The following is a 24,595-nucleotide window of genomic DNA, read 5'->3' on the forward strand; positions in this document are numbered from 1 at the left end:
GTCGCGGCGAGGCTGCGGCCGACCGCCCGGTGCGCCGCGTCCCGGCGGTCGTCGGTCGCCGCGCGCACCACCGCCGCACGGACCAGCGGGTGCCGGAAGTGCACGACGCGGTCCTCCACCCGCACCAGCCCGGCGGCCACGGCGGGGCGCAGGTCGTCCGCGGCCACGGGGTGCCCGGCGGACGCCGTCGTCCCGTCAGGAGCGGGCTCGAGCAACCGGGCCGCGAGCACATGGCCGCGCACGTCCGGCACGTCGTGCAGCGCCGCGACCAGCAGCAGGTCGCGCGTGCGCCGCGGGAGGTCGGCCAGCCGCCCGGCGAACGCCCGCTCGAGCCGGTCGGTCATCGGGATGGGCTCCAGGTCCGACGACGGACGACGGTGACGGTCGCGGATTGCCGCGGGAAGCTCCGCCAAGGCCAACGGGTGCCCGCCGGCGACGTCGAGCACCCGGCCGCGCTCGTCGTCGTCGAGGCCCGTGCCGTGCCGGACGAGCAGGGCGCGGGCCGCGTCGGCCGGCAGCGGGCCGACCACCAGCTCGGGCACGCCGACCGAGGCGGGGAGCCGGGGTTCGACGACGCCGCCGGCGGACTCGGTGATGGACACCAGCACCACGACCGGCTCGTCGACGGCCCGGCGGGCCAGCGCCAGCACCACCTCGGTGGACGCCGCGTCGAGCCAGTGCAGGTCGTCGACGAGCAGGACCGCGCCGGTGTCCCCCGCGGTCGACGTGAGCAGGTCGAGGACGGCGAGGACCAGGCGGAACGGGTCGGGCGCCGGCTCGTCGGACGGTCCGAACGCCGCGGCGAGCACGTCCCGCGTGGTCGGCGGGAGGGCGCGCGCGTCGGCGAGCACCGGGCGAAGGAGCTGGTGCAGGGCCGCATAGGGCAGCCGGGTCTCCGTGGGCACGCCGACGCACCCGAGGGTCAGCTGGCCGCGGTGGCCGGCCTCGTGCGCGGCGTGCGCCAGCAGGGCCGACTTCCCGATGCCCGCGGGGCCGCGGAGCACCAGCGCGCCGCCGCGGACCGGGAGCCCGTCGAGCAGCGCACCGAGCGCGGCCCGCTCGGAGTCCCTACCCACCAGGTCGGGGTCGCCCACTGGTCGTATTGTGGGCCCGCCGCACCCCGCGCCACAAGGGCGATTGCGCAGGTCAGCGCGATACAGAAGCCCTCGACCGCGCGTCGCGGGCAACCCGCCGAGTCGCGCTGGCGAGCCTCCGCCGCCGCGGGCGCACCGGGGACGAGCGGTGGCACCGCGTCGCTGCGGCCGGTCCCCCGCCCGCCATCCGGTGGAACCGGCGCCGCCACCCTCAAGGACGCCGCTCCCGGGGCCGATCCCGCACCCATGAGTGATGCGCGCCCGACGCTGTCCCTTCCCGCGTCCGGCCCGCACGGCACCGAGCCCGGCGTGCGGCCGCTGACCCCCGACGAGCTGGGTCACCTCGACCGTGCCCGCGCGCACCTGCGGGCCAGCGGCGTCGACCTCGGCGACCCGCAGGCCGTCGGCGTCCTCCTGCACTCGGCGCGGACGCGCTGGGCCGACGGACCGCCGACCGCGGTGCCGCAGGCGATGGTCATGGCGCTCGGCGTGGGCGTCGGCGACCTCGTCGTCGCCCGCGTGCCCGGGGCGCGGTGGGCCCTGCGAACCGGCGCCACGCCCGCGCCCGCCGTGGTGTCCGCCTCCGGCGACGACGCGGCCCTGCCGCTGACGGACGTCGGCGCGCGCTGGCAGACCGGGTGCACGCCCGGCTGGGTGGCCGAGTACGTCGCCGCCGCCGCCGCGCACCTCTCGGTCGGCGCCGGCCCCGAGCTGCCCGTCCAGCGCACGCCGGAGCGCGCCCCGGCCCTCGACCCCCAGCACCAGGACGCCGACTACCTGCCCGCCCGTCCCCCGACGGAGGGGCAGCCGCTCTCCAGCCGTCGGTCCACCCCGCCGCTGACCGCCCGGCCCGTGGAGGACCAGCCGATCGCCCTGCGCGCGCTGGCCGACGCCACGGGGGCCCCGCGCTCCGCCTCGCAGCCCGACGCCTACGCACCGTCCGTGATCCGCCCGACGCCGGAGCCCTACGCGCCTATCGCGATCCGCCCGACGCGCGAGACCCCCGCGCCAGACGCCACGCCCGCACTGCCGGCGCCGACGCACGACGCCGCGGCAGCGCTCCCGACGCGGGGGGTACCCGCACCGACGGTGCCGTCGCCGGTACCGGCCGTCGAGCCCTTCGCGACCGCCGGCCCCGCGCGCACGCCGGCCGACCTCCCGCACCCGCCGTCGCCGGCCGCGCAGGACATCGCCCTGGGCGTGCTGGACCACGCGCTCGAGGCGGCCCTGTCCGGGGAGGCCGGCGCCACGTTCGCCCTGGTCGACGGCGGCCCGGCCGCGACCCACGAGGTGCGCCGGTTCGCGGCGGACGAGGCGTCGTCCGCGAGGGAGTGGGTCCGGGCCTCGGGTGCCGACCGCGCCGCCGTCGCGTGGATCGGCCGCCTCCCGGGCGACACGTCCGACCCGAGCTCGGTGGGCGCGCGCGCCGTGCTGGTCGAGGCGTCGGACGCGGGCGAGCCGAGCCTGGTGGTGGCCCACCGGTTCTCGGCCGCCATCGCCGAGGGCGAGGGGCGGGCGCGTCCCGCGCGGGCCATCGGCGAACCGCTGGTGCTCGGGCAGGGCACGCCGCTGCTCTGAGCCGCACGGGAACGCTCGGCGGACGGGAGTCGTTGAACAGGACCCCGCGACCCCGAGAAGGAGCCCATGGGCGTCCCCGTCACCCCCGTCGACCCGCAGCTTCCCACCGTCACGGCGCCGCCGTCCCCGGCCGCCAGCGCGTTCGACCCGACCGCCGACGTGCGCGCCGAGCTGGACCGGCAGATCTCGGCGTACGTCGAGCTGGGCCTGCCGGCGCTGCTCGGCGAGGACCCGGGCGCCTTCCGCGACCGGCTCGCACCGCTCGGTGAGGTCGCCGTAACACCGACCACGCCGGCCGCCGTCGAGGGTGACGACGTCCCGTTCGTGCTGGTGCTTCCCGGCCTCGACCTCAACGACGTCGCCCCCGCGATGCGCCGCGGCAAGCAGCTCGGCGTCAGCGTGATCGATCGCGTCGAGGCCCCGACCTACCGCCCGATCGACGGCGTCGAGGTCCCGCCCGAGCCGTACCTGCTGTGGGGCGTCGACACCGGCTCGGAGTTCTGCAACGTGCGGCCGGAGGACGCGCTGGCGACGATCACGAGCCGGGGGCGGACGGCGCTGACGATCGACGAGGGCGTCGCCCTCGTCGTGGTCCGGCCCGACATGCTGCGGCCCAACAAGTGCTTCTCGCTGCTGGCGTCCCGGACTGGCACCAACCAGCGGGTGCCGGCGGTGTGGATCAGCGAGCGGCGCGCGAAGCTCGGCTGGTGCTGGGACCGCAACCCGCACACGTGGCTCGGCGCGGCGTCGGCCGCGGACCGGGTCGCGCGCCCGGATGCGTGACCTAGTCTGCGACTGGCCGGTCGACGACTCAGGAGGGGCCATGCGCTTTCGCACCACGGTGGAGCTTGCCGGAAAGACCGCGACCGGACTGCCCGTGCCGGACGACGTCGTCGCCGCGATGGACCGCGGGGCGCGCTTCCCGGTCGTCGTGACCATCAACGGCTTCTCCTACCGGAGCACGGTGACGCCGTACGGGGGCCGGACGCTGCTCCCGCTCAGCGCGGAGAACCGGGCCGGCGCCGGTGTCGAGGCCGGACAGGAGATCGACGTCGACATCGAGCTCGACGACGCCCCACGGACCGTCGACGTCCCGGCCGACCTCGCGGCCGCGCTGTCGGACACCGGCCGGGCGGCGTTCGACGCGCTGTCCGTGAGCCGGCGCAAGGCGATCGTCGGGCCGATCGAGGACGCGAAGACGCCCGAGACGCGCGCGCGCCGGATCGCGAAGGCCGTCGCGGAGCTCGGCTGAGCGGCGCTGCTCGTCGCGCGGACGCGCGCGCCCGCGGCTAGCGTCCCGGGATGCGCACCCTCGTCACGGCCACGCTGGTCGGCACCGCGCTGGTGCTGATGGCGGGCTGCACCGCGTTCCCGGACCCCAACCCGCGGCCCGACCAGGGGGCGGACGACGACCACCTCGAGGACTCCGTCTCGGTCGACCGGGGGTCGGCCGACGACGCGACGCTCTCGCTGACCGGCCGCGCGACCTCGATCACGGTCAGCACCGACGCCCCGGCGGGCGACCTGCTCGAGGTCCAGGCGACCGGCTCGGACGGGCGGCCCGGCATCGACGACTCCGGCGACACCCGGGTGGTGGTGCTGGACGGCGGCGCCGCGGTGGTCCGGCTGGCCGACGACGTCGCCTGGACCATCGACCTCTCGGCCGGCGCGGACACCGTCGACGCCGACCTCGACGACACCACGGTGTCCGGGCTCGTGCTCGACGGCGGCGCACGGAGCGTGGAGCTGACGCTGCCCGCGCCGACCGGCGCCGTGCCGATCGACCAGCGCGCGGGCGCCGACCATCTCGTCCTGCACCTGCCCGAAACAGCCGCCGCACGGGTCACCGTGACCTCGGGCGCGGGCAGCGCGGACATCGACGGGGAGACGACGCAGGGCATCGGGCCGGGCACCGTGCTGACCACGGACGGGTTCGCCGAGGACGACGACCGCTACGAGGTCGCCGTGGCCGGCGGGCTGGGCAGCCTGACGATCGACCGGGCCGGCTAGTACTGCTGCGCGCGCACCGGGTACCAGCGCGACCCGAACCGCCGGGTCACGGTGCGCCCGCTGATGTCCGCCAGCTCGTCGAGCCGCGCGAGCACGGCCCACCCGACGCGGCGGGCCGTCTGGTCGTCGTCGGCCTGGAACCGCACGGTGATCCGCGCCTCGCCGCGCACGACCGTGACGTCGTGGGCCTCGACGGTCGTCATCGCCTCGGCGGTCGCCACCGCCTGCGGCAGCACGTCGGGCGCGGCGACGCCCGGCTGCAGCAGGCCGATCGCGGCCGCGACCCGGTAGGACGGCACGCGTCAGCCGCCCGCGCCGCGCGGGGTCGAGACAGGGTCCACGGGCATCACGGTACGGCCGGTCAGCCCTCGCTCGCGAACGTGGCGCCGAGGTCGGCGGCCTCCCAGTCGGCCGCGTCGATCGTGCACGCCCCGACCACGACGCCGTCCGCGACGAGCCGCGTCTGCGCCGACCACCCCGGCCCGGCCTCCGCGAGATCCTCCGCCGGGACGGTCGCGTCGTCGAGGGTGACCGGGCTGGCCCAGCTGGTCACGGCGGCCTGCTGCGACTCGGCGATCGTCGTCCCGTCGGCGCGCCGGATGTCGGTCTCGAACCGCACGTCGGACGGCTCGACGGCCGCGGGCTGCCAGAACCATCGCACTCGCAGCCCCGTGTCCACGGCGTCGTCCGTCGTGCGGCGCACCCACCAGCGCCGCTCGGCCATGCTGCCGCCCGTCCGGGCGGCGTCGCCCGAGGCGGTGGCGCCGGTCACCGTGCCGTCCTCGACGCACGGCACCGCGGACTCCCACGTGCCGCCCCACGAGCTCAGGGACGTCGCGAAGCCGACGCCGAGCACGCAGACCGCACCCGCGGCGACGCTGACCACCGTCGACCCGAGCGCCGACGGCTCGTGCCGGAGACCGGCGAACCACGGGTGCGGGGCGGGCTCGCGGGTCTGGACGACGACCGTCCCGACGATCGAGTCCGCGAAGGTCTGCCGCTTCGCGTGCCACAGCGGGCGCAGATAGCCGATGAGCAGGATGGCGTCGAGCAGGTGGGCGACCACCCGGACCGCCGACACCAGGAGGCCGGCCGGCCGCTGGTCCGACGCGCGGACGACCGMGACGCCGGCCACCCGCCGACCAGGGGTCGCCCCGGTCCAGCCCTGCAGCAGGAGCATGCCGACCACGGCGCCGACCAGCCACGGGCTCGTGAACCACGACACCGCGTCGTGGACCACCCCGTCGGGCACCGTCTGGCCGAGAGGCGCGTGCGGGGTCAACGACGGCCCGTCCGCGCCCGCCCCCAGCACCAGCCACGTCGCGCCCGAGAGGATCGCGCCGTCCAGCAGCGCGGCGACCACGCGGCGCGACCACGGGGCGAGCGGCGGCCCGTCGACCGGCTCGGCGACGTCCGTCGGCAGCGTCGCGATGTGCGTCACGCGCAGATCGTGGCAGAGCGACGAGCCGGAGGGACAGGCCCGGACGGCTGTCTCGGGCCTGACATCTCGCGCCCCTGCCTCGTCATAGAGGCGTCAGCTCGTCATCTCTGGGAGGCAACCATGCAGACATCGCTCGAGGAGCGGCTCCGGCTGGTCGAGGACCGGCTCCAGATCGAGGCGCTCCGTGCCGCGTTCTCCGACGCCGCCCTGCTCAACGACTACGACCGCCTCGCCTCGCTGTTCACCGCGGACGGCGCCCTGCGCATGCCCGACATCCCCGCCGAGCTGCTCGGCCCGGAGCAGATCCGCGTGTTCGGGAGGAACCGTCCGGCGACCTTCCTGGTCCAGACCTCGCACCCGGGGATCCTCGTGCTCGACGGCGACGAGGCGACCGGGCGGACCCCCATGCACGAGCTCGCCGGGACCCGCGACGGCGGCTCGGTCATGAACTTCGCGCTCTACCACGACCGGTACCGACGCACGCCTGACGGGTGGCGGTTCAGCGAGCGCGTCTACGAGCTGCTCTACCTCGACACCACGCCTCTGACGGGCGCACCCGCCGCGACGGGAGCGTCCCGGTGACGGCGATCGGCATCATCCTGGGCAGCACGCGCCCGCACCGGAACGGCGAGCAGGTCGCGGTCTGGGTGCAGGAACGGGCGTCGCGACGAACGGACGCGACGTTCGACCTCGTCGACCTCCTCGACTACCCGTTGCCGCACCTCGACGAGCCGATGCCCGCCGCGTACGGCGGCTACGTGCACGCCCACACCCGGGCCTGGTCCGCGAAGATCGCCGGCTACGACGGCTTCGTCCTGGTCACGCCCGAGTACAACCACTCCACCTCGGCCGTGCTCAAGAACGCCCTTGACCATCTCTACGTGGAGTGGAACAACAAGTCGGTGGGCCTGGTCTCGTACGGGGGAACCGGCGGCGTCCGAGCCGCGGAGCACCTGCGCCTGGTGTGCGGGGCCATGCAGATGGCCGACGTGTGCCAGCAGGTGGCGGTCCCGATGGCGACGGAGTTCGTCGACGGCTACACGCGCTTCACGCCGAGCGACGGCTCGACGGCGTCCTTGGACGTCCTGCTCGACCAGGTGGTCAGCTGGGCGTCCGCGCTCGCCCCGCTGCGGGCCGCCGCCTCCTGACATCCGTCCCGACCCGCTCCCGGAAGGCCCCCATGACCATCACCGCCCACACCATCCACCTCACGGTCCGGGGGGCGGACGCCGCCTCCCGCTGGTACGTCGAGGCGTTCGACGCGACCGAGCTCACCCGGATCCAGGTCCCCGGCGACCGGCTCATCCACGTCCAGCTCCGGATCGGCGACCTGCGGGTCACCCTCGCCGACGAGTTCCCCGAGCTCGAGTCGTTCGGCCCCCAGCACCTCGGCGGGACGTACGCCGCGATCTACCTGCAGGTGGACGACGTCGACACCGCCTGGGCCCGCGTCGTCGGCGCCGGCGCGACGGTGCTCCGGCCGCTCGGCGACGCCTTCTGGGGCGAGCGCGAGGGCCAGGTGCTCGACCCGTTCGGTCACCGGTGGGGTCTCTCGCAGCACCTGCAGGACGTCTCGCTCGACGAGCTGCAGGCGCGCGCGACCGCCGCGTTCTCCACGCCGAGCCCCCATGGCGAGTGACACCCCCGCTGCGCACCTGGACGAGCAGCCGCTGCTGCTCAACGTCGCGTACCGGCTGCTCGGGTCGCTGAGCGAGGCCGAGGACGTGGTCCAGGACGCCTACGTCCGTTGGTTCGGCATGTCGCGACAGCACCGGGGCGCGATCGTGTCGCGACGGGCCTGGCTCACGACGGTCACCAGCCGGATCTGCCTGGACGTCCTGCGCTCGGCCCGGGTGCGGCGCGAGCAGTACGTCGGCGCGTGGGTCCCGGAGCCCGTCCACGCACCGGCGGAGTGGCCGCGGCTCGACGGGGCCGCCGGCGATCCCGCCGACCAGATCGTCCTGGACGAGTCCGTGACGATGGCGTTCCTCGTCGTGCTCGAGACGATGAGCCCGGCCGAGCGGGTGGCGTTCGTCCTCCACGACGTCTACGGCTACCCGTTCCGGGAGATCGCCGACATCGTCGGCCGCTCACCGGGCGCCTGCCGACAGCTCGCGTCCTCGGCGCGGGCGCGCGTCCGCAGGTCGACGGCGCCCCCGTCCCCGTCGGCCGAGCAGGCGGAGGTCGTGCGTCGGTTCACGGCGGCGTTCGAGGCGTCGGACATCGACGCGCTCGTCGGTCTCCTCGACCCGGACGCGACCGTCACCCCTGACGGCGGAGGTCGCGTCGCCGCCCGGACCGAGCCGCTGCGCGGCGCCGAGACCATCGCGGCCTACCTCGCAGACCTCGTGGCGCGCGCCCCCGCGACCGTGCGGTTCCGGCGACGGGCGGTCAACGGCCGCCCCGGGCTCGTCGGCGAGCAGGACGGGGTGGTCGTCACCGTCTTCGCCTTCGACATCGCGCACGGCCGGATCCGGCACATCTGGGCGGTCCGGAACCCGGACAAGCTGCGTCGCTGGATCGAGCTCGCGCCGGCCGTGCGCGACGGATCTTCGAGGTAGGCGACACCGGGCGCCCGAGCCCCCAGTTGCCGGTCCGACAGATCGGACCTAGCGTCGAAACGACGGTTCGATAACGTTATCGAAAACCCCTCCCGCAGAGCCGTCCCTCATGCAAAGGAGCATGTCGTGCGCAGACCTCACACCCTGATCGCCGCCGCACTGGCGGCAACCTCCCTGGCTGTCCTGCCCAGCACGGCCTTCGCCGCGCCCGCGCCACCGGCAGATCCCCACGCCTCCCAGCACTCGGCCGCCATCAAGAAGAACACGCTGCGCAGCCTCGCCGAGCAGGCCGGGATCAAGTTCGGCGTCGCCGTCAACACCGACGCCCTCGCGAGCGACACGAAGTACCGCCACATCGTGGCCGACCAGTTCTCGAGCGTGACGCCCGAGAACGTCATGAAGTGGGAGGCCGTCGAGCCCACCCGCGGCGTCTACGACTACGCGGCCGCCGACGCCCTCGTCGCCTTCGCCCAGGCGAACGGCCAGGTCGTCCGCGGGCACACCCTCGTGTGGCACAACCAGCTGCCGACCTGGCTCACGACCGGCGACTTCACCGCGGCCGAGCTCCGCGACATCCTCCGGGCGCACATCCTCGAGGAGGCCGGTCACTTCCGGGGCGACATCCAGCAGTGGGACGTCCTCAACGAGGCCTGGAACGACGACGGCACGTTCCGGCAGACCATCTGGTACGACGCGTACCAGGAGCTCACCGGTGACGGCAGCGACTACATCGCGGACGTCTTCCGCTGGGCGCACGAGGCCGACCCGGGCGCGCTGCTCTTCTACAACGACTACAACCTCGAGTTCACCGGACCCAAGAGCAACGCGGTGTACACGTTCCTGCAGGGGCTCGTGGCGGACGGCGTGCCGATCGACGGAGTCGGGTTCCAGGGACACCTGGACACCCAGTACGGGTTCCCGGACGTGCAGGCCAACCTGCAGCGGTTCGCCGACCTGGGTCTCGAGGTGGCCATCACCGAGGCCGACGTCCGCACCTTCGTGACGCAGAAGCCGAACGGCACGTACACCAACACGCCGCTCAACCCCGGTGACGCGCAGAAGCAGGTCGACTACTGGGTCGGCATGCTCGAGGCGTGCCTCGCGGTCGACGCGTGCAACTCGTTCACCGTCTGGGGCGTGTCCGACGCGTACTCCTGGATCCCCGGGGTCTTCACCGGCGAGGGTGCCGGTCTGCTGTTCGACATGCACTCCAACCCCAAGCCGCAGTACGACGCCCTGCGCGAGGTGCTGCGCGCCGCCGCCTGACACGTCGCGCACACACGGGGGCACGTCCGTCCGGGCGTGCCCCCGTCGCGCCGTCTCGCGTTCACGCACGGCCAGGCGGCACGATGCGCGGATGGAGACGACCGGCACGTCACGCGTCCGCTGGCTGCGCTACGGAGCGGTCGTCGCGTTCGGGATCGGGTTCGGGTACGTCGAGGCGGCCGTGGTGCACTACCTGCGCCTGGCGCTGGGCTCGGAGCTCGACTACGAGGCCCCCGTGCGGCGGGTCTACCTGGACCTGGGGGCGATCCGGTTCGTCGACCCCGTGCGCACGATGCTCGTCGACCCGGACCTGGCCCGCGCCGAGACCGTGCGCGAGGCCGCGACGCTCGTCATGCTGGCCGCCGTCGCGGTGCTGGCCGGTCGCCGGTTCTGGCACGGGGTGGCGGCGTTCTTCATCGCGTTCACCGTCTGGGACCTCACGTACTACCTGTTCCTGTGGGTGCTGACCGGGTGGCCGACGAGCCTCGCGGACACCGACGTCTTCTTCCTCATCCCGGTCCCGTGGTTGGGCCCCGTGGCCACCGCCGTCGTGGCGTCGACCGTGGTGCTCGCGGTCTCGTCGTGGTGGTACCTGCGGCCGGCCGCCTGGGCGGGCCCGTCCGCGACTCCGGGTCCGGTCCCGGACCGCGGGTGAAGGCGTCCGCCGTCCTGTTCAGAGCCCTCGGCCCGGAGTAGAACTGTGACGAACCGGTGCAAAGGTGCGCCGGTGATCCGTCGAGGAGGTTGGAGCCATGCCGAAGTTCATGGACGTTCACCACGGGATGACCGGGATCACGCCGGAGGCGCTCAGGGCCGCGCACCAGGCGGACGTCGACATCCAGGGCGAGGAAGGGGTCGACTTCCAGAAGGCGTGGGGCGACCCGGAGTCGGGGATGGTCTGGTGCGTCTCCGAGGCCCCCAGCGCCGATGCGGTCCGGCGCATCCACGAGCGGACCGGTCACCCGGCCACGGAGATCTACCCCGTCCCGGTCGAGGCGTAGCGCCGGGTCCGCGCGGCGTCCGGCCTCGCCGAGAGGCGGACCGGACCGCCGCGCCGCGTCAGGCGCGGGCCGTCGGGTCGGCGGTCCTCGCGTACCAGGCCTCGTTGACGGTGCGCTGGATCACGACGCGCTGGCGGGTCTGGGCGACGATGCCGATCACGGCCAGCACCACCAGCAGCACCCACCAGATCCAGCTGGCGTCGACGGCGCTGCTGAAGCTCGCCTGCGTGAAGTCGGCGGAGTTCAGGATGCCGAACACCAGCATGAGGCCGCCGACCACGCTGACGGCGCCGGCGACGGAGCTGAGCACCGCGAGCACGACCATCGGCATGTTCCCGACGATCGACACGATCCCGATGACCGCGCCGACGGCCACGCCGACGAGGACCGCGACCCAGTTCCAGTCGATCCCCAGGGCGACGACCAGGCCGGACCCGATGGCGAAGCCGAACGCCGCCATGGCGAGGATGACGGCCACCGCGTAGAAGAAGTAGGCGAGGAGCGCGAAGATCAGGGCGAAGACCAGCCCCGACACCCAGCCGAGCGCGGTCCCGAGGAAGCGCTCGTCCGCGAGCTCGGCGAAGATGCCCGCCCCGAAGGCGAAGCCCGCGAAGAAGCCCCAGATCGGGAGCACGACCCGCAGTGCGAACTGCCCGGCGAAGAGCATGACGCCGCCGGCGAGGATCGCGAGGAGGCCCAACAGAATGTCTGCCATGGGGGCAATGTAGGACACTTCACCGCGATCCGTGCGTGATTCGGCCCGCGCGCGTCAGGCGAAGTCGAACAGCGGGGGGAACACGATCACGATGACCGCGGCCCAGGCGGCGTAGACCGGCAGGTACCGCGTCTGCCAGCGCTCGAGCTCGGCGAACGTGCCGCGACCGCGCAGGAACCGGGCGCTCCGCCACGCCGAGACCCCGAGGTGCACGAGCAGCAGCAGGTTCAGGCCGAGCGCGGCGATCTTGTTCGGGCTGGTGCCGAACTCCGCGATCCGCGTGAGCATCGCGGTGAGCAGCACGACGTCGACCGCGAGCGCCGCGCCCACCAGCACCAGCTGGAGCACGTCGGCGAACGCGGGCGGCGCGAGCGGGTCGCGGGCCGAGATCGAGTAGAGGAGCAGCGCCAGGACCAGCACGAGGATCGCGTCCATCAGGATGAGCAGCTCGCGGTCCACCTCGTCGAGTCCCCCGGAGGCGAGCAGCACCACGAGGACGGCCACGAGCATGACGATGGTCAGGGGCGTGAAGATCCGGGTCAGCACGGGCGCGATGTTCTCGACGACGTCCTGCTTCGCCTCGACCAGCCAGGCGGCGACCACGAGAGCGCCGGGGACGGCGAACGGCAGGATCCAGCCCGCGATCACCGGACCGGGGTCGACGCCCACGATCTGCAGCACCCCGGCGGTGAGGCCGAGGAGGACCCCGCCTCCCAGCGCGAGCAGCGTGAAGTAGATCGCGAGCTCGCCCGTGAACCGCACGAAGTCCATGCGTCGCCCGTCGGAGCGCCAGGAGCCGGCGACGTACGCCAGGCCGACCAGCAGCCACAGGACGACGGGTGCGTGGATGATCGCGAGCACCTCGGTCGACCCCTCCGGAACGAAGGGGTACGCGTTGAGCGCGACCGCGAGCACGACGAACGGCACGGCGATCGCCGCCACGGTCCGCAGTCCGGCCTGGCGCTTCCACCCGAGGTACCCGGCGAGGAACGGCAGGACGAGCAGGCCGACGTTGCGGGCGAACGCGAGCTCGTCGTCGAACCACGCGATCCCGACCCGCACCGCGATGCCCGCCCCGACCGCGAGCGCCAGCACGACCGCGAGCTCGCGCCACCGAGGTGCCGGCGAGCCGGCGGACGAGTCGTCGGGGACGAGCGCCAGCTGCTTCCACAGCCGGTCCGAGTGCTCGCGGGCGTACTCGCGGGAGACGGCGTCCAGGTTGCCGAGGCGCTTGATCGCGACGAGGAACGCCTCGTCGTCGTCGAGCCCGGTCGCACGCAGGTCGGTCACCTGGCCGCGCAGGTGGTCCTCGAGCTCGTCGACGTCGGCCGACGAGATGACCTGGCGTCGGTGCACGTACCCGCGCCACCGGTCGATCTGCGCCTCGAGCTCGTCGTCCTGCGCCATCACGCCCACCCCTCCACGACGGCGGCGGGTCGCGGCGCGGACTCCCAGACCTGCCGGAGCGCGTCCGCCACGACGGTCCACTGCGCGTGGCGCTCGGCGAGTGCCGCCCGGCCCGTCGAGGTGATCGCGTAGTGCTTGCGGCGGCGGCCCGCCTCGGACGTGCCCCAGGACGACGACACGTGGCCCAGCCGTTCCAGCCGGTGCAGGAGCGGGTAGAGCATGCCGTCGGTCCACTGCATGCGGCCGCCGGAGAGCTCGCCCACGCGCTTGAGGATCGCGTACCCGTAGAGGTCGCCGTCCGCCAGGATCCCGAGCACGAGCGGTGTCGCCGAGGCGGCGACCAGGTCCTTGTCGATGCGCACGAGGGCTCCTCTACCTTGATGTGCTAGGTATCAAACCCTAGCTGCTCTAGGTATGCCGAATGCACCCCGGCAGACGCGTCTGAGCAGCGCACCCCACCGGGTTGATGACAAATGTGACCTGTGTCACATATGTTCGGTATATCCACATTCACCCGTTCGGGGGAGTCGTCATGTCGTTGTGGGACGAGCTGCCCGGGTCGGCCGGCAGCGGTGGCGCCCTCGACACGCTCGAGACCGTGCTCCAGTCGGCCCCGGGCGTGCAGCAGCCCGATCTGACGGACGGCGACGGCACCTGGCACATCTACCGGGAGACCGCCGACCTCACCGGGCTCGGCCTGTCCGGTGCGGGCACCCCGATCGAGTTCCGCGACCCGCACGTCACGCTGACCGTGGGCCGGCACGTGGGCGACGACGGCTGGCGGATCGACCTGACGGCGCCGGTGGTCGCGATCGCGCTGCCGTTCCTCACGCCCGCCCGTTACGACGTCGCCAACGCGCTGCTGGTGCCGGACCCCTCGCAGCGCGGGGTGTTCCTGGTGGTCGGCGGCCTGACCGTGCGCCTGCAGCAGCTCCAGGGCCAGGACGTGAAGTTCTCGCTGGTCAGTGCGTCGACGTCGGGCGACCCGACGGACCAGATCTACGACCTCATCCGGATGGAACCGGGCTACGCGATCGTCGGACCCGGCAACGCGGTCGGCTTCGGCTTCCGGGGGGCCGTGCTCGACCTGTCCGACACAGCCGGTCCGTCGAACCTGCCGGCGGGTGCCCGCACCATGCCGAACAGCTGGCAGGGATTCTTCCTGCCGGAGATCCGGCTCTTCGTGCAGCCGAACGGGTTGGACGGCCTGCACGTCACCGCTGCCGCGCGGGACCTCTACATCGGGGTCGGCGCGTCGGCCGGGGTCACGGGCATCTTCGAGGTCGAGGTGGTCAACGGGGCGTCGCTGTCCGTCGAGGCGTCCTTCCTGACGCCGACCGGGCCCGTGATCCCCGCCGCCGACGGCTCGGCGACGGTGCCCGCGAGCTCGACGCTGATCGTGTCCACGCACGGCGGCTCGGGCTCGAACACGATCACGATCACCCCGGACAACGCCACCGCCGTAGTCGGCGAGCGCGCGGCGATCACGACAGACGCCGACGGCACGTCGATCACCGTCACCGTGCACGACGCGACGGCCGGCCTGGACAAGACCCTGACCCTGCACACCGCGCTCGCGCCCGGTGCCGTCTCCGGGTCGGGCTCGACCAGGGTCCTCGGCATCACGCCGAGCGACCCGTCGGCCCAGTGGCAGCTGCAGGTCGACACGCTCGACCCGGCGGTGATCAAGCTGAGCCACGAGCCGCCGGCCGGGGCGACGATCGCGTGGACGTCGCCGACGCTCACGTTCGTCGGCCCGACGAACGGCCCGACGGTGACCGTCGACCTGGCCTCCCTGACCGACGCCGCACCCATCGAGGGTGACCTGTCGGTGACGTTCTCCGGCGCCGTCGCGCAGGACAGCGACTGCTACTTCCTGGTCGACCACCCCAAGACCGGTGAGTTCAACCCCGCGCCGGGCACCGACCCGTCGAGCCGCGAGCTGGCCTGGGTGCTCGGTCCGGACTCGACGCGCGACACGAAGTCACCGTCGCGGTCGGGCCTGGCAGCGAGCGGGACCTACCTGGCGGCGGCGCGGGCGCTCGCCGCGCGGATCCCGCACGGCACCCACATCGAGGTCGACGGGTACGCCTCGTACGAGGCGACCACCTCCGACCAGTGGAACAAGGACCTGTCCGCCCGCCGCCGGAGCGCCGCGATCGCGATCCTCAAGGACGCGGGCTTCACCGACGTCCAGCCGGGGACCGCGACGGGCGACGACACCGCCCACGCGCACACCTGGCCCGCGACGGCCGCGACCAACCCGGCCACCGCCGCCCCACCGGAGAGCGAAGGGTTCTGGTGGCTGGCCCGCGCCCGGGTCTCGGCCTTCGCGCCGGTCACCGTCGGCGGCCACCTGCACGCCGAGGTCTCGCACTGGTCGAACGACACTCCCCCGGCCGAGAACACGCCGGCCCGGCCGGCACCGCCGTCCTGCTTCCGGCGCATCGGCGTGCGCGTCGAGCTGTTGCGCTCGTCGTTCATCCGGGCCGAGGTCTGGGGCGAGCTCGACGTCTCGTCGGCGGCGGGGCAGGTCAAGCCCGGGCTCGACCTCCCTCCGGGCGGCAACCCCGGCGACGGGATCGTCGACTTCCTGGCGCGCATGCGGATCACCGAGGATCGGCAGGCCTGGTCCGTCGAGGCCGAGGTCAAGTCGCACGCGGGCGACGTGGACGGCCTCTACCAGCGCAAGCGCGGCGACGGCATCCCCGACCCGGTGATCGACGGCGTCGGCGCGATGGCGGTGATCGCGCCCTTGACGGCCGCAGTCAGCTCGCTGTCGCCGGCCGCCGGCGCGGCGGTCGCCCTGGTCGGGGCCGGGCTCGGCGCGTCCGGCACGGTGATGAGGACCCAGGAGATCACCCTGTACGGGGTCGACGTGCTGGTCAGCCACGGCATCGTGGGCGCGTCCGGCGAGGTCGGCGACCCGTCCGCGGGCGAGCGGGTCAGCGTGCTGTTCGACGTCGAGACGCAGTTCATGGTCGACGTGAAGATCATCCGCACCACGCAACCGGTCAAGGCCCGCTACAAGGCGATCGGGATGGCCGCGACCTGGGGTGCGGCCGGCGCGGCGTTCACCCCGACGTTCGTCTTCGACCCCGACAAGGGCTACACGATCGACGCCCCCGACGGGTCGGTCGCGGCGGTGTCCCCGCTGGACCAGATCCTGCGCGTGTTCGGCTTCAAGGTCTCCCGCGACAACCCGATGTTCATCGAGATCCAGTTCGGGATCGGCCTGGAGATCGGCATCATCACCATCGACACCGCGACGGTGCGGGCCACGTTCCAGAACGGTGGGGGCGCCCCGGACATCTCGATCTCCCGGCTGCGCGCGACGATCGACGTGCCCGGCACGCTGCACGGCACCGGTGAGGTGTCGATCTCCGAGAACCTCATCGGGGGCGCGTTCGACATCACCGTCACCCCGGTCTCCGTCCGGATCGCCGCCTCGCTCTACATCGCGAAGGGTCCCGACGGCAACGTCGGCGTGCTGTTCGGCGGGCTGGTCGAGCTACCGGTGCCGATCGTGCTCGGCAGCTCTGGGCTGGGCATCTACGGGTTCCTCGGCGGCATGGGCGTGAACTTCGAGCGCGTGATGCCCGCCACCGCGCTGCCGGCCCTGGACTGGGCCAAGCAGCACCTGGCGAACAACACGCTGTTCAGCGCCCCCGACGCCTGGCAGTACTCGGCGGACCACTACGGTTTCGCCGCCGGGCTGGTGCTGGGCACCGTCGACGGCGGGTTCACCCTGAACATGAAGGGCGTCCTGCTGATCGAGGTCCCCGGACCACGGATCGGCCTGATCATGCTGGCCAACATCCTGTCCCCCGGTCTGCCCGGGGTGACCGGCGACACCAGCGCGACGATCCTGGCGGTCATCGACCTCGACTTCGGCCGCGGCACGATCCTGATCGCGCTGCGGGTCGACTACGACATCTCCGGCCTGATCACCTTCCACGTCCCGGTGACCGCGTTCTTCGACACCAAGACGAACCCGTCGCACTGGTACGTCGAGCTGGGCAGCTACGCGGACCCGGTGAGCGTCCAGGTGCTCGGGGTCTTCGAGGCGACGGGCTACCTCGGCGTGTACGGCGACGGGAAGACCCTGCCCACCGACCCGGTGCTCCAGTCGGAGGGCCTCACCTTCGCGGTCGGCTTCCACGTCTCCGCGGTGCTGATGGGCTACAAGCCGTCCGGGCTGTACCTGGAGGCGTCCGGCGGCTTCGACGCGCTGCTCGCCCCCGACCCGATGTACCTGGGCGGGATCTTCGAGATCGGCGGCGAGCTCCGGCTGTTCATCATCTCGATCTCGGCCTGGGCCAAGCTCGTGGTCATCTACCGCGACCCCGGTGCACGGCTGTACGTGCACGGCGAGGCGCACGGCAAGGTCGACTTCTTCTTCTTCAGCGTCGAGGGCTCGGTCGAGCTGACCATCGGCAGCCCGCCCGCCAACGACCCCGGCGAGCCGCCGCCGCTGGTGAGCGGGGTCTCGCTCATCGCCCGGTCGACGCAGGTGACGATCGAGGGGTCGGCGTCGTCCGGCCCGGTCGACGGGTCGCTCGGCAAGGCGGCGCCGGGCGGCGTGGGCGACGTGCCGGTGGTGCCGATCGACGTGGTGCCCCTGGTCGAGTTCGCGGTGGCCCCCAAGGCGGACGCCGCCACGGTCGTCGGCGGCGTGCTCGGACCGTGGACGGCGCAGCCCTACAACCCGTGGGTCCAGGTGGGCGGTCACTGGTGGCGGTACGACGTCACCGCCGTGCGGCTGACCGGGGGCGCCCTGCTCCCGCCGACCTCGCCCGCCCCGGCCGCCTGGTGGGTGCACGGCGCCGACGGCAACGGCCGCAAGGTGGGCCTCGGCCTGCTCACCTGGGTGCCGGTGGCCCAACCGGCCGCGGTGCCGTACGGCGAGAACCTCGTCGACCACGTCACGCACGTCTGGGGGGAGATCTGCTCGCCGCCGGCGGGACCGGCGCCGCAGCTGTGGACGTTCGACGGCGAGCCGACCGGGCCGGACCCCACCGGGTGGTTCCTCACCGGGCTGCCCTGGCCGGACCCGCCGGGTGCGACGCGCTCCACCCCCGTGCGCACCGGGCTGCGGGTCGGCGAGGCGTGGCGGGTCGCCGGTTCGATCGACCCGCTCCAGGGCACGGCACCCGCGGTCGTCGTGGGCGGCGCGGTGCCCTGCTTCGACGGGCAGCGCTCGGACCCTGCCGGGATCGGCCAGAGCTGGGCGGTCGCCGGTCCGCACGAGCCCACGGGGGRCCGCGGGCTGACCCTGCTCGAGGCCGCCGTCGGCGCGGCCGGCCTGTACGACGCCGGCGCACTGCTGCACACGGCCACGTGGCGGTCGAGCCGGGCGCGGGCGGCGCTCGAATGTGCGGGAGAGATCCTGCGCAGCCCCGCGCTCGACTCCGACGAGCCGGCGCCGCACGCGGACGACGACACCCGCACGCTCGTCAAGAAGGCCTGGGAAGCGACCGGTTTCCAGCCCGACGAGCTGGCCGACGCCGTCTGGTTCGAGCCCCAGGACGCCGACGACGGATTCACGGACGTCGGCGTGCTGCTGCTGGTCGACCGCCGGATCGTCGAGGGCGGGCTGTTCGTCGTCGGCCGGGCCGCCGACGGCAGCGAGCTGCGGCGCTACCCGGTCCGCGGCACCGATCTGCTGTCCGCGCAGAACCATCCGTCCGACCACTGGTTCGACCMCGACGGGCCGTGGGCCGACCCGGTGTCCCGCGCCGGGCACCTGGCCGCCCGCATCGGGGCCGAGGACGGGCTGGTGCTGGTCTGGGCCTATCTCAAGGGGATGCGTCCGTCGGCCCGGCGGATCGTCGTCGGGTTCGACCGCGCGCGGGCCCGCAAGCTGCCGCCGCAGCCGTTCTACGTGGTGGGGGTGGAGTCGGTGCTCGAGTCCGAGGCGCGCCGCTACGCCTGGGACGTCACCGTCAAGTCGTCCGACCAGACGGCGGTCTCCACGGCGCTGGCCGCCGCCGGCACCGAACCGCTGCTCACGCCGAACAGCACGTACGCCGTGGAGATCGACTGGACCGCGACGGCTATCGCGGTCAGCGGCGACCAGTACAGCCCGCCCGCCGGTCAGCAGCCGGCCGCGACGCTGACAGCGGCGACCGTCGGCGGGTCGCAGGACCGCACGCAGAGCTTCACGTTCCGCACCGGTGCCGTGCCGACGCCGCCGTCGCAGAGCGACGACCTCACGCCGTGGGTGCTCGCCACCGAGCCGGACCGCGGCGAGGACGGCCTGTTCACCCACGCCGGGATCACCGTGACGTTCTCCAGCCAGCGGGTCACCGCGCTCTACGCCGCCTACGGCAAGGAGCTGTTCGTGCAGGTCAGGGCGGCCTCGGGTCACCACCCCCGGCTCGCCGACCAGCCGGGCACCGCCAACCCGCAGGTCACCGTCGACCCCGGCTCGCCGTACCTCGGCACGGACCAGGTCTACGGGGTCCAGCAGCCGTGGCGCGAGGCGCTCGGCGAGGTCGTCACCGGGAAGCCGTGCATCGACCAGTCCCACATCGACGCGCACGACGAGGCGCCGTACTTCCTGCCCTACGTGTTCGACCCGCTCACCGAGTATCTGCTCGACGTGCACGCTCGGCCGTCGGGCACCGCCGGCGACGGCGAGATCGTGTTCCGGGCGCCGTTCACCACCGGGCGGTTCACCGACCTGGCCGACCTCGCCCGCTACGTCTCCCCGGCGCCGATCCAGCACCGCGGGGTGCTGACGCCGGGCGCGCTGACGCCGCTGGTCGGCGACGTCACCGGCGCCGCGCTGGACCAGGCGTTCGAGGACGCTGGGCTGGGGGCACCGCAGGTGCCGGCGTTCCCGCTGGTGCAGGTGCTGTGGACCACCGACCCGACGCCGCAGCCGGTCGCGGTGGTCGTCGAGTCGAACGAGCGCCTGGTGCGCACGCGGGTGGGCCCGAAGCAGGTGGTCGCCTCCACCACCGACCCCGATCCGGTGCACCACTACTGGGCGCGGGTGCCGTACCGGTGGCTGAGCGTGGTGCGCTCCGCCGGAGCCGGGGCCGCCGTCGACCGCATCGCGGTCGGACCGGGCGGTACCCGGGTCGTGGCCTTCCTGGCCGCGAGCCAGCGGGGGACGACGCTGAACCTGGACCTGCAGGTCACCAGGGTGGACGGGACGGCCGGCACGTCGGCGCACGCACTGTCGGTGCTGCTCGCGCAGGCGCCGTGGGAGGAGGAGGCCTGATGGCTCGCATCGCGAATCCCTCGGTGTTTCGTGCCGAGGCGGTGGTGATCGACTGGAACGCGGTCGCCAACACCCAGCGGGAAGCCGGCGGTCAGGTGGGCGACGCACCGCCGCGTACCCGGGTCAGCTGGGCGTGCGCCGGCGCGCTCGGTGTGCCGCACGGGGTGTTCACCGTCTGGTACCGGTTCCCGAAGGCCGTCAAGCTCGTCCCGTCGCGCGACCCCGTGCAGAGCTACGGCTCCCAGTCGCTGCTGACCTGGACCGGCACCGCCGGCCGGGTGGTCGTGCAGGGCACGGTGTCCGATCCGGGACGGCCCGTCACCGTCACGCTGTACTGGGGCGCCCCGACGACGGAGTCCGCGGTCGCCGCCGCCAGCCGGACCGGTAGCGGGACCGTCTCGGTCGACCTGCGGACGTCGGGCGCGACCTGCGCGCTGGTCGACAACCTCAGCTCGCCGGTGGTGTCGGTGCAGCCGCTGGCGGACATCGTCAACGCGGGCGACTGGACGCCGTACGAGCTGGTCGGCCTGCCCGTGGACGGTCCGCTCGGCGACTACGACGGGGACAAGCAGGGCATGCTGAGCTCCCCGACCGACCCGACCAGCGCCGCGCTGGACCGGTTGTCGCGCGGAGCCCCGCCGTTCGGCTGGTTCCCGGTGCTGCCGTCCGGGGTGGCCGCGCCCGAGTGGCTGACACCCGACCTGCCGCGGATGGTCGCCGTGCTGCAGGGCGAGCTGCTCCCCCGGCTCGACGACCTGTACCAGCCGGGGCTGCCCGAACGCGACCAGCGCTCGATCACCCGTCCGACCATCGTGCCCGGCCCGGGCCAGACGACCGTCGGCGTCGGCCCGACCACCCAGATCGACGCCGCGCCCTGGCCGATGCTCGCGATCCCGTCGCAGACCGACGCCTACCTCAACCTCGCCCTGGGCTTCGGCACCGCGTACCCGCCGATGTCGTCCGACCTCCGGGTGGCACGGGGCGCCCCGCCCGAGTTCCTGGTGACCGCGACCTACGCCGGCGGACCGGCGATCGACCTCGACGGCGAGATCATCGGCGTCGGCCCGGCCGGGGAGTACGCCGCGTACGCGCCGCCGGTGCAGCACGGGGTCACGGCGTCGCCGCTCGGCCTGACCGCGGCCCGGTACTCGCTGAACGCACCGGCCGGCATCGACCAGCCGTGGCAGGAGAACGTGCGGCTGTCCTGGCCGCGGCCGACCGTCGGCGCCGGCTGGGGACGGGTGACCGCGCAGGCCTACTGCCGCTACCCGACGGGCGCCGGGCAGGCCGAGCCCGGCTGCGAGAAGAACGACGACTGGGGCGGCTGGCGGATCGGGTCGGTGCCCGGCGCCGACTCCGCGGGGCGGACGTCGGTGATCGACCCCTACGCCGACATCCCGCTCGGGTCGGGCGGCCGGCACCTCGGCTTCGGCGCCGCGCACGACGACATCTACGGCGTCTGGTCGCCGTGGGTCGAGACGCACGTGGACACGACCGAACCGGGCGCGACGCCGCCGATCCTGGCCAACCCCGCGCTGACCGCCAGGTACTCGGGGTCGGCGTCGGCCTGCCCGGCGCACCTGCGGGTCGAGACGATGCTGGAGTGGACGCAGCGCACCACCACCGGCGTCGAGCTGACGGCCGTGCTGTACCCGATGGTCGGCCCCTACTCCGCGCCGCCGGCGGGCGTCGGGCCCGGCGTCGCCCCGGCGGGCTGCCACACCGCGTCCTGGTCCTACGCGTTCGCCGGCGACGTCCCGACCGGCGCCGGCTGCACCGTCACCCCGCTCGACCAGGACGGCTACGACGCGACCCGGACCGTGCCGCCGCTGCCGATCACGCCCGGCAGCGCTCAGGGCGACCCGCGCCGCTTCCGTACCGACGTCGACCTGACGCCGCTGGACTTCACCGCGACCGGGCGCTGGGGCGTCGTGATCTGGGCGCGCCGCGCGACCGCGGTCGGTCCGTCGCCCACTGGCTGGGTGGCGTCGACACCGGACCGCTGGGTGATCGCGACCGCCGGATCCCCCGTGCCCGTCGTGCCGCAGGTCGTCATCCTGCCCGGCGTCCCGCTCGGGTCGATGCCGGACGCCGCCGGGTCGAGCCACGTCCGGATCGCCTGGGGCGCGCCGCCGAGCGCACCGGTGAAGAACTGGGTGATCTGGGGAACCACCGAGCAGAACCTGCGCGACACCCTCGGCCTGGGCGCGGCGCCCAACCCGATCCCGGGCGCGCGGCTCCTCGAGCTGCGCGGGGTGCTCGCCGCGCGTGGCGCCGAGGCGAAGAGCGCGTTCCGGCGGGTGCTCGAGGTGCCGGAGAACCCGGGCTCGCCGCGAGCGGCCGACGTCCCGCTCGCGCGCGGCGCGTCGGACCTGCAGCTGTTCGTCGTCACCTCGACCACGCCGACGGGCACCGACTCGCCGTTCCCGACGGTCGGCCTGGACACCCAGACGCAGGTCTTCATGGCGCCGCGCGTGGTCAGCCCGGCGCCGCCGCTGGTCCGCACCGTGATCACCGAGACCGGGGTCGAGGTCGACCTGGAGGTCGCCTCGAACGTGCCGGTCGGCGGCTTCCGGCTGTACCGCACCCGGGTGTTCGACGCCGCCCGCCGTGCCGACTCGATGGGCAAGCCGACCATCGTCCCGGCGGCTGCCGTGCTCGTCGGCGGCCAGCCGCGGCGCGACGTCCGGTCCGGGGCTCCGCTGTACTCCGCGTCGACGACATTGGCGACCGGTGCGGGGTGGCAGCCGTCGTACCTGCGCGCGGTCGCGGTCCCGGACACCTCGGGTGTGCCGGAGCAGGCGATCCGCGGGCTGCTGTCGGGCGAGTCGGACATCGTCACGGTCGCCACCCCGCCGTCCGGCGGGCCTGACCTTGCGCCGCTGGTGGTCTCCGACGGGACGCCCGACCACCTGGTGATGGTCGCCCGGACGTCGACCGCTGCCCCGGACGACACCGCCTGGGGTCCGCACCGGGTCGCCGGCAAGGGTGTGACGGTCTCCGACGCGGACCTCGCCGCCCTGGCGACAGTCGCGCTCGCCGACGTGGTGACGCTCGGCGACGGCACCCCGGCACCGGCGACCCTGCCGGCGCCCGGCGAGGCGGTGCTGGTCCGCGGTCCGAGGTCCGGCGGTCGCACACCCCTCGCGGTCTGGTTCGCCCGAGCCGACGCGACCGCCGACGTCGACGTCGCGCTGCGACTGGTCGACCCCTTGGGTCGCGCGACCGTGCAGCGGGCCACCGCCCCCGGTGTGCCTGCGCCGCCCCCGGCACCCCCGACCCTGACGCTCGTCGGCGTCTCGCACCCGACGCCGAAGACCACCCGGGTGACCGTGACCACCTCGGCGTCGGCCGCGGACGTGCCGCCGGCGACCTTGTCGGCGTCCGCGCACCCCCGGATGGGACGCGGTCCGCGACTGCGGATCTACCGCGGCTCGGCGGCGCTGCCCGACATCCCGCCGACGACCTCGGCGGTCGCCCAGCCCGGGGTCATCGGCTTCGGCTGGCGCCGGCTGCTCGGGCCGTTCGGCATCCGCCGGACCCGCGTGTGGGACGTCCTGGTCCCCGCCGGCGCGCCGCTGACCGTCACCGTCACGATCGTCGACGGCGACGGCCAGTCCGCCTCGATCACCACCACCGTCTGACGTGGCGACCCTCACCACGAGACGACTCGGCCCGGGCGACGAACGGCACGCCCGCGAGCTGTTCACGGTCATGGCCGCGCAGTTCGACGAGCCGTCCGAGCCCCTCGGCGACGAGTACGTGGCCGACCTGCTGTCGGCCGCGTCCTTCTGGGCGGTCGCGGCCCTCGACGGCGACCGGGTGGTCGGCGGGGTCACCGCGCACACGATCCCGATGACCCGCTCGGCCTCGTCGGAGCTCTTCGTCTAGGACCTCGCCGTGCACGAGGGCTTCCGCCGGAAGGGCGTCGCGGCACGCCTCGTCGCCACGCTCCGCGCTCTGGCTGCGGAGGCGGGCATCGAGGTCGTCTTCGTCGCCGCGGACGATGACGACGCCCCCGCCCTCGCGTTCTACCGATCGCTGCAGCCTGAGGAGTCTCCGGTCCGCATCTTCACCTGGGACTCCACCGCCCCCGGGCGTCCCGGACCCTCATGAGCTCGACCCGAGCGACGCTCGAGCCCTCCCCGCCGATGACACGACGAAGGCCCCGTCCCAGCTGTGCGCTGATGACGGGGCCTTCAGGTGGAGCCGCCTAAGAGAATCGAACTCTTGACCTTCTCATTACGAGTGAGACGCTCTGCCGACTGAGCTAAGGCGGCGTCGTCAGGAA

21 protein-coding genes and 1 tRNA gene are annotated in these 24,595 nt (G+C 73.8%); 15 read left to right on the forward strand and 7 right to left on the reverse strand.

Annotation, left to right across the window (positions count from 1 at the left end; all coding sequences use genetic code 11):
* Positions 1-1,094 (reverse strand): AAA family ATPase (locus tag AC1DQC_RS13390; protein WP_477051737.1); only part of this gene is annotated, 1,094 nt, incomplete at its 3' end.
* Positions 1,095-1,340: 246 nt separating this feature from the next.
* On the opposite strand from AC1DQC_RS13390, the gene AC1DQC_RS13395 reads away from it, so the two are divergent.
* The 4 genes from AC1DQC_RS13395 (at position 1,341) to AC1DQC_RS13410 (ending at position 4,682) form a co-directional block, all read left to right on the forward strand.
* The gene (locus AC1DQC_RS13395) at positions 1,341-2,672 is read left to right on the forward strand and encodes a hypothetical protein (RefSeq protein WP_477051738.1); all 1,332 of its coding nucleotides are present in this window, start codon (positions 1,341-1,343) and stop codon (positions 2,670-2,672) included.
* 66 nt (positions 2,673-2,738) lie between these two features.
* Positions 2,739-3,455 (forward strand): DUF5701 family protein, encoded by a 717-nt coding sequence (locus tag AC1DQC_RS13400; protein WP_477051739.1) that lies wholly within the window; start codon positions 2,739-2,741, stop codon positions 3,453-3,455.
* 40 nt (positions 3,456-3,495) lie between these two features.
* A complete protein-coding gene (locus tag AC1DQC_RS13405; RefSeq protein WP_477051740.1) occupies positions 3,496-3,924 on the forward strand; it encodes a YdeI/OmpD-associated family protein in 429 nt (142 codons plus the stop codon).
* A 50-nt stretch (positions 3,925-3,974) separates the two neighbouring features.
* Positions 3,975-4,682 (forward strand): hypothetical protein, encoded by a 708-nt coding sequence (locus AC1DQC_RS13410; protein WP_477051741.1) that lies wholly within the window; start codon positions 3,975-3,977, stop codon positions 4,680-4,682.
* Here the strand turns inward: AC1DQC_RS13410 and AC1DQC_RS13415 are convergent.
* Both AC1DQC_RS13415 and AC1DQC_RS13420 read right to left on the reverse strand, forming a co-directional pair.
* Positions 4,679-4,981, reverse strand: a complete 303-nt coding sequence (locus tag AC1DQC_RS13415; protein WP_477051742.1) for a hypothetical protein — start codon at positions 4,979-4,981, stop codon at positions 4,679-4,681. The genes AC1DQC_RS13410 and AC1DQC_RS13415 overlap by 4 nt on opposite strands.
* A 62-nt stretch (positions 4,982-5,043) precedes the next feature.
* Entirely contained in the window at positions 5,044-6,123 is a 1,080-nt protein-coding gene (locus AC1DQC_RS13420) for an RDD family protein (RefSeq protein WP_477051743.1), read from the reverse strand.
* Positions 6,124-6,243: 120 nt separating this feature from the next.
* Between AC1DQC_RS13420 and AC1DQC_RS13425 the strand changes: the two genes are divergently transcribed.
* From AC1DQC_RS13425 to AC1DQC_RS13455, 7 genes are all read left to right on the forward strand, one after another.
* A complete protein-coding gene (locus AC1DQC_RS13425) occupies positions 6,244-6,705 on the forward strand; it encodes a nuclear transport factor 2 family protein (protein ID WP_477051744.1) in 462 nt (153 codons plus the stop codon).
* Positions 6,702-7,271: an NADPH-dependent FMN reductase gene (locus AC1DQC_RS13430; protein ID WP_477051745.1), complete on the forward strand. Its 570-nt coding sequence runs from the start codon at positions 6,702-6,704 to the stop codon at positions 7,269-7,271. Before AC1DQC_RS13425 ends, AC1DQC_RS13430 begins: the two co-directional genes overlap by 4 nt.
* A gap of 32 nt (positions 7,272-7,303) precedes the next feature.
* Complete coding sequence (locus AC1DQC_RS13435) at positions 7,304-7,762, forward strand: VOC family protein (protein WP_477051746.1); 459 nt, start codon at positions 7,304-7,306, stop codon at positions 7,760-7,762.
* Complete coding sequence (gene sigJ / locus AC1DQC_RS13440; RefSeq protein ID WP_477051747.1) at positions 7,752-8,684, forward strand: RNA polymerase sigma factor SigJ; 933 nt, start codon at positions 7,752-7,754, stop codon at positions 8,682-8,684. The genes AC1DQC_RS13435 and sigJ overlap by 11 nt, the downstream gene beginning before the upstream one ends.
* A gap of 126 nt (positions 8,685-8,810) precedes the next feature.
* Positions 8,811-9,950 (forward strand): endo-1,4-beta-xylanase, encoded by a 1,140-nt coding sequence (locus tag AC1DQC_RS13445; protein WP_477051748.1) that lies wholly within the window; start codon positions 8,811-8,813, stop codon positions 9,948-9,950.
* Positions 9,951-10,041: 91 nt separating this feature from the next.
* Positions 10,042-10,605 (forward strand): hypothetical protein, encoded by a 564-nt coding sequence (locus AC1DQC_RS13450; protein WP_477051749.1) that lies wholly within the window; start codon positions 10,042-10,044, stop codon positions 10,603-10,605.
* 97 nt (positions 10,606-10,702) lie between these two features.
* Complete coding sequence (locus AC1DQC_RS13455) at positions 10,703-10,951, forward strand: SCO4226 family nickel-binding protein (protein WP_477051750.1); 249 nt, start codon at positions 10,703-10,705, stop codon at positions 10,949-10,951.
* 58 nt (positions 10,952-11,009) lie between these two features.
* Here the strand turns inward: AC1DQC_RS13455 and AC1DQC_RS13460 are convergent, their stop codons facing one another.
* Genes AC1DQC_RS13460 through AC1DQC_RS13470 form a run of 3 tightly spaced genes read right to left on the reverse strand, consistent with a single transcriptional unit; the run spans position 11,010 to position 13,435 of the window.
* Positions 11,010-11,666, reverse strand: a complete 657-nt coding sequence (locus AC1DQC_RS13460) for a DUF4203 domain-containing protein (protein ID WP_477051751.1) — start codon at positions 11,664-11,666, stop codon at positions 11,010-11,012.
* Positions 11,667-11,720: 54 nt separating this feature from the next.
* Positions 11,721-13,073 carry a permease prefix domain 1-containing protein gene (locus AC1DQC_RS13465; RefSeq protein ID WP_477051752.1) on the reverse strand — a complete coding sequence of 451 codons (1,353 nt, stop codon included), beginning with the start codon at positions 13,071-13,073 and terminating at the stop codon, positions 11,721-11,723.
* A complete protein-coding gene (locus tag AC1DQC_RS13470) occupies positions 13,073-13,435 on the reverse strand; it encodes a PadR family transcriptional regulator (RefSeq protein ID WP_477051753.1) in 363 nt (120 codons plus the stop codon). The genes AC1DQC_RS13465 and AC1DQC_RS13470 overlap by 1 nt, the downstream gene beginning before the upstream one ends.
* A 170-nt stretch (positions 13,436-13,605) precedes the next feature.
* Between AC1DQC_RS13470 and AC1DQC_RS13475 the strand changes: the two genes are divergently transcribed.
* From AC1DQC_RS13475 to AC1DQC_RS13490, 4 genes are read left to right on the forward strand one after another with little or no spacing between them, the layout of a single operon-like run.
* Entirely contained in the window at positions 13,606-20,304 is a 6,699-nt protein-coding gene (locus AC1DQC_RS13475) for a hypothetical protein (protein WP_477051754.1), read from the forward strand.
* On the forward strand, positions 20,304-23,948 hold the full coding sequence (locus AC1DQC_RS13480) for a hypothetical protein (protein WP_477051755.1): 3,645 nt from the start codon (positions 20,304-20,306) through the stop codon (positions 23,946-23,948). Before AC1DQC_RS13475 ends, AC1DQC_RS13480 begins: the two co-directional genes overlap by 1 nt.
* A 1-nt stretch (position 23,949) precedes the next feature.
* Positions 23,950-24,195: a hypothetical protein gene (locus AC1DQC_RS13485; protein WP_477051756.1), complete on the forward strand. Its 246-nt coding sequence runs from the start codon at positions 23,950-23,952 to the stop codon at positions 24,193-24,195.
* A gap of 9 nt (positions 24,196-24,204) precedes the next feature.
* Complete coding sequence (locus tag AC1DQC_RS13490) at positions 24,205-24,420, forward strand: GNAT family N-acetyltransferase (protein WP_477051757.1); 216 nt, start codon at positions 24,205-24,207, stop codon at positions 24,418-24,420.
* A gap of 88 nt (positions 24,421-24,508) precedes the next feature.
* Here the strand turns inward: AC1DQC_RS13490 and AC1DQC_RS13495 are convergent.
* Positions 24,509-24,584 (reverse strand) — tRNA-Thr (locus AC1DQC_RS13495).
* Positions 24,585-24,595: the final 11 nt, after the last annotated feature.

Source organism: Cellulomonas sp. P4_H12, from assembly GCF_056400905.1.

Excerpts from the sequence above, each read along its gene's own strand:
- AC1DQC_RS13395 (WP_477051738.1), top strand. The coding sequence starts at position 1,341 with ATGAGTGATGCGCGCCCGACGCTGTCCCTTCCCGCGTCCGGCCCGCAC.
- AC1DQC_RS13400 (WP_477051739.1), top strand. The coding sequence starts at position 2,739 with ATGGGCGTCCCCGTCACCCCCGTCGACCCGCAGCTTCCCACCGTCACG.
- AC1DQC_RS13405 (WP_477051740.1), top strand. The coding sequence starts at position 3,496 with ATGCGCTTTCGCACCACGGTGGAGCTTGCCGGAAAGACCGCGACCGGA.
- AC1DQC_RS13410 (WP_477051741.1), top strand. The coding sequence starts at position 3,975 with ATGCGCACCCTCGTCACGGCCACGCTGGTCGGCACCGCGCTGGTGCTG.
- AC1DQC_RS13425 (WP_477051744.1), top strand. The coding sequence starts at position 6,244 with ATGCAGACATCGCTCGAGGAGCGGCTCCGGCTGGTCGAGGACCGGCTC.
- AC1DQC_RS13435 (WP_477051746.1), top strand. The coding sequence starts at position 7,304 with ATGACCATCACCGCCCACACCATCCACCTCACGGTCCGGGGGGCGGAC.
- sigJ (WP_477051747.1), top strand. The coding sequence starts at position 7,752 with ATGGCGAGTGACACCCCCGCTGCGCACCTGGACGAGCAGCCGCTGCTG.
- AC1DQC_RS13450 (WP_477051749.1), top strand. The coding sequence starts at position 10,042 with ATGGAGACGACCGGCACGTCACGCGTCCGCTGGCTGCGCTACGGAGCG.
- AC1DQC_RS13455 (WP_477051750.1), top strand. The coding sequence starts at position 10,703 with ATGCCGAAGTTCATGGACGTTCACCACGGGATGACCGGGATCACGCCG.
- AC1DQC_RS13460 (WP_477051751.1), bottom strand. The coding sequence starts at position 11,666 with ATGGCAGACATTCTGTTGGGCCTCCTCGCGATCCTCGCCGGCGGCGTC.
- AC1DQC_RS13465 (WP_477051752.1), bottom strand. The coding sequence starts at position 13,073 with ATGGCGCAGGACGACGAGCTCGAGGCGCAGATCGACCGGTGGCGCGGG.
- AC1DQC_RS13480 (WP_477051755.1), top strand. The coding sequence starts at position 20,304 with ATGGCTCGCATCGCGAATCCCTCGGTGTTTCGTGCCGAGGCGGTGGTG.